This is a genomic window from Pantanalinema sp. (assembly GCA_036704125.1).
Taxonomy (GTDB): Bacteria; Cyanobacteriota; Sericytochromatia; order S15B-MN24; family UBA4093; genus JAGIBK01.
Genome location: DATNQI010000084.1, coordinates 1 through 3,678, shown reverse-complemented (window position 1 = coordinate 3,678; position 3,678 = coordinate 1). Strand labels below are relative to the sequence as shown.

Annotated in this window: 4 protein-coding genes; 1 reads left to right on the top strand and 3 read right to left on the bottom strand. The window is 67.0% G+C overall.

Features of this window, described 5'->3' with window-relative positions; genetic code table 11:
- Positions 1-24: 24 nt before the first annotated feature.
- From V6D00_13310 to V6D00_13300, 3 genes are read right to left on the bottom strand one after another with little or no spacing between them, the layout of a single operon-like run.
- On the bottom strand, positions 25-1,530 hold the full coding sequence (locus V6D00_13310) for a glycine--tRNA ligase (GenBank protein ID HEY9900150.1): 1,506 nt from the start codon (positions 1,528-1,530) through the stop codon (positions 25-27).
- A gap of 10 nt (positions 1,531-1,540) precedes the next feature.
- A complete protein-coding gene (locus V6D00_13305; protein HEY9900149.1) occupies positions 1,541-1,789 on the bottom strand; it encodes a hypothetical protein in 249 nt (82 codons plus the stop codon).
- Between the two features lie 12 nt (positions 1,790-1,801).
- Positions 1,802-2,428, bottom strand: a complete 627-nt coding sequence (locus V6D00_13300; protein HEY9900148.1) for an SPOR domain-containing protein — start codon at positions 2,426-2,428, stop codon at positions 1,802-1,804.
- 215 nt (positions 2,429-2,643) lie between these two features.
- Here V6D00_13300 and V6D00_13295 point away from each other — a divergent pair.
- Positions 2,644-3,678: phospholipase D-like domain-containing protein (locus V6D00_13295; protein HEY9900147.1), on the top strand; the 1,035-nt coding region annotated here is incomplete at its 3' end.

Genomic DNA, 3,678 nt, shown 5'->3' with positions numbered 1-3,678 from the left:
GCTTCCTTTTTTCTTGCTCGAAGCCTAGAAGACGCTCGCGCTCAGGTTTTCGGGGGCCGGGGCGAGGCGGGCCTCCAGGTAGGGGATCAGCTCCTCGACCTTGAGGCGGACCTGGCTCATGGTGTCGCGCTCGCGGACGGTGACCGACTTGTCCTCGAGGCTGTCGAAGTCGATGGTCACGCAGAAGGGCGTGCCGATCTCGTCCTGGCGGCGGTAGCGCTTGCCGATCGAGCCCGTCTCGTCGTACTCGACGAAGAAGCGCTTGGCGAGCGCCTCGTGGATCTTCCGAGAGGGACCCTTCAGCTCGGGCTTCTTGGAGAGGGGCAGCACCGCCACCTTGATGGGCGCGAGCGCGGGGTGGAAGCGCAGGACCACGCGGGTCTCGCCCTTCTCGTCGGTCTCCTCGTCGTAGGAGTCGACCAGGAACGCCAGGGTGGCGCGGTCGGCGCCCGCCGAGGGTTCGATCACGTAGGGGACGAAGCTCTCGCGGCTCTCCTCGTCGAAGTGCTTGAGGTCCTTGCCGCTGTACTCCTGGTGGCGCTTGAGGTCGTAGTCGGTGCGGTTGGCGATGCCCTCGAGCTCCGACCAGCCGAAGGGGAAGCGGTACTCGAAGTCGAAGCAGCCCTTGGAGTAGTGGGCGAGCTCATCAGGGCCCTGGCCGCGTTTACGAAGGTTTTCGGCCTTCATGCCGAGCTTGGTGTACCAGCTCCAGCGGGCCTCGACCCAGCTCTCGAACCACTTGTCGGCCTCGTCGGGCGGGCAGAAGTACTCGATCTCCATCTGCTCGAACTCGCGGGTCCGGAAGGTGAAGTTGCCGGGGGTGATCTCGTTGCGGAAGCTCTTGCCGATCTGGGCGATGCCGAAGGGCGGCTTGCGGCGGGTCGCGGTCTGGACGTTCTTGAAGTTGACGAAGATGCCCTGCGCGGTCTCGGGGCGCAGGTAGACCACGGCGGCCGAGTCCTCGACCGGGCCCATGAAGGTCTTGAACATCAGGTTGAAGTTGCGCGGCTCGGTCAGCTCGTTGCTGCCGCAGTTGGGGCAGAGCATGTTGGAGAGGGCCCACTGGACCCTGTTCTTGTCCTTGAGCATCTCCTCGATGGGATGGTTCTCGAGGTAGGCGGCAAGCTCGCCGGCGAAGCTGTCGGCGCCCTTCTTGACCAGCTTGGAGACCTTCTCGCCCGACGCATGGGTCTTGGCGACGGCCTCGATCAGGTGGTCGGCGCGGAAGCGCTGCTTGCAGCTCTTGCAATCGACGAGGGGGTCGTGGAAGGTCTCAAGGTGGCCGCTCGCCTTCCATGCCTCGGGGGCCATGAGGATGGCGGCGTCCAGGCCGACCACGTCGTCGCGCTCCTGCACGACGGCGCGCCACCAGGCTGCCTTGACGTTGTTCTTGAGCAGGACGCCCAGGGGACCGTAGTCCCAGGTGCTGGCGAGGCCGCCGTAGATCTCGGAGCTCTGGAAGATGAACCCCCGGCGCTTGCACAGGGAGACGATCTTGTCCATGACGTCGGTTTGAGTCGCGTTTGCCATTTCTACTCCACTACGCTGCTTGGATGGAATCCTGATTCAGAGGCTTATTGCCGGAAGGCTCATGATAGCACGCTCCAGCGGCCTCGACCCTCGCCTGGGCCGCGCGCGTGACCAGGCCCTGGGTCCAGGTCGCGACGAGGCGGATGAACCAGACGACGCCGACGGTCGCAAGCCCCAAGATCAGGCAAGCGAAGGCCAGGAGCGCGATGCCCGCGATGGCGAGCTTCACGACGGGGGGCAGATCGACGAGGATGGACATGGGGAGTCTCGCTTACTGGCGGATGGTGACCGAGTAGCCCTTGGCGTTGACCTCGTCGGCGACGGCCAGGGCGCGATCGCGCTTGGAGTAGGCGCCGATCTGGGCGTGATACTGGCCGTTGGAGTCCTGGACGACCTTGGCGGTGATGCCCGCCGCTGAGAGCTCGTCGACCATCGACTGGGCCGAGTCGTGGCTGTCGTAGTTGCCGACCTGGACCCGGAAGGTCGAGGCGGCGCCCTCGGCGCGCGGGGTCGGGGTGGCCGCGGCCATGGGATCGGAGATGGGCTCGGTGACGGGCAGCGGGGCATCGGCCGCCCCGGCCGTCGGAGCGCTCGCCATGGGGGCCGGGGTGGCGGTGGTGTCGGTCGCGAACGGATCGACCGGGGCCGGGGTCACCAGCGGGGTCGGGGCGGCGTCGGTCACGGCCGCGGGATCGGTGCTCTCCACCGGCAGGGGCTGCATGGAGGGGCCGATGACGGGCTCCTTGATCGAGACCTGGGTCCCCCGGTAGGTGACGTAGAAGCCGCCGCCGAAGGAGGCGAGCGTGCAGAGGACGAACACCAGCCAGTACCGCCCGGAGTGGGGGGCTCGCTTGCGCTTGGGCGAGGAGGGGGTGGTTTTGTTGAGCGGTTTAGCCAAGGGGGATCGGGGCCTCCGGAAGCCGCGTAGAGGACGGTTTTCCAACCATTCGATTATACCATGCGCGGCGCCGGGCGCTCGTGCGCGGGAGCACGCCGGGGATGCCGTTAAGTGCCGGTTAACTCGGCGGTAAGTTACGGTCTTTCGGCTTGAATCCCTCTCTTGCCTGGTGTTACGGTGGGGGAGTCCCCCTGCGCGTCGAGAGGACGGCCGGCATGTTCAAGCGCCCCGTGCGCCTTCTCTCGGGTTTGATGCTCGGCCTTGCGATCGCGGGCTGCGGCCTCGGGCCGTTCGCCGCGGGCGCCCCCGACGGCTCGCGCCTTCTTGCAGCCCAGGCCTCGCGCGCGACCTACCAGCTCTTCGTCGAGCCCGACGACGGCCAGGCCCCGGTCCTCGGCGCGATCCAGGCGGCCAAGACCTCGGTGGACGTGGTGGTCTACATGCTCTCGTCGCCTGAGATCATCCAGGCGCTGTGCGAGGCCCGGGGGCGCGGGGTCCAGGTCCGGGTGATCCTCGAGCAGCGCCCCTTCAATCCCTCCAACCCCAACGTCCCGCTGCCGATCAACAAGAAGACCTTCGAGACCCTGGAGGCCGCGGGGGTTTCGGTGCGCTACGCCGACTCGCGCTTCGTCTACACCCACCAGAAGACCATGGTCGTGGACCGCAAGGCCGCCTACATCCTGACGGCGAACCTCTCGCGCGCGGCCTTCGAGAAGAACCGCGAGTACGGGTTGGTCGATCGCTCCGAGTCGGACGTGGCCGAGATCCTGGCCATGTTCGAGGCCGACTGGGATCGCAAGGCCTTCAGCCCGGCGGATCCCGACCTGGTGGTCAGCCCCGACAACTCGCGCTCGCGCCTGGTGTCCTTCATCCGCAGCGCCAAGCGCTCGGTGGTGGTCCAGGACGAGGTGATGGGCGATCAGGAGGTGGCGGACGCCCTGGGCGAGCGCGCCAAGGCCGGGGTGGACGTCAAGGTGCAGGCGGCCAGGTTCGAGCCCAACGCCATGGGGGACACCAACGCCAAGCTCCTCAAGCAGCTCAACGACGCGGGGGTGACCCAGGTCCGCTTCCAGCTCAAGCCGGTGCTGCACGCCAAGCTGATCGTGGTGGACGGCGAGGCCGCCTACCTCGGCTCGGTCAACCTGACGACCAACTCCATGAACAACAACCGGGAGCTGGGGGTGATCGTGAAGGAGAAGGCCATCGTCAGCAAGCTGGTCAAGTTCTCCGCCTCCGACTGGAAGGCCGCG

What these genes read in the sequence shown, in the direction of transcription:
- V6D00_13310 (HEY9900150.1), bottom strand. Translation starts at nt 1,530, where the DNA reads ATGGCAAACGCGACTCAAACCGACGTCATGGACAAGATCGTCTCCCTG.
- V6D00_13305 (HEY9900149.1), bottom strand. Translation starts at nt 1,789, where the DNA reads ATGTCCATCCTCGTCGATCTGCCCCCCGTCGTGAAGCTCGCCATCGCG.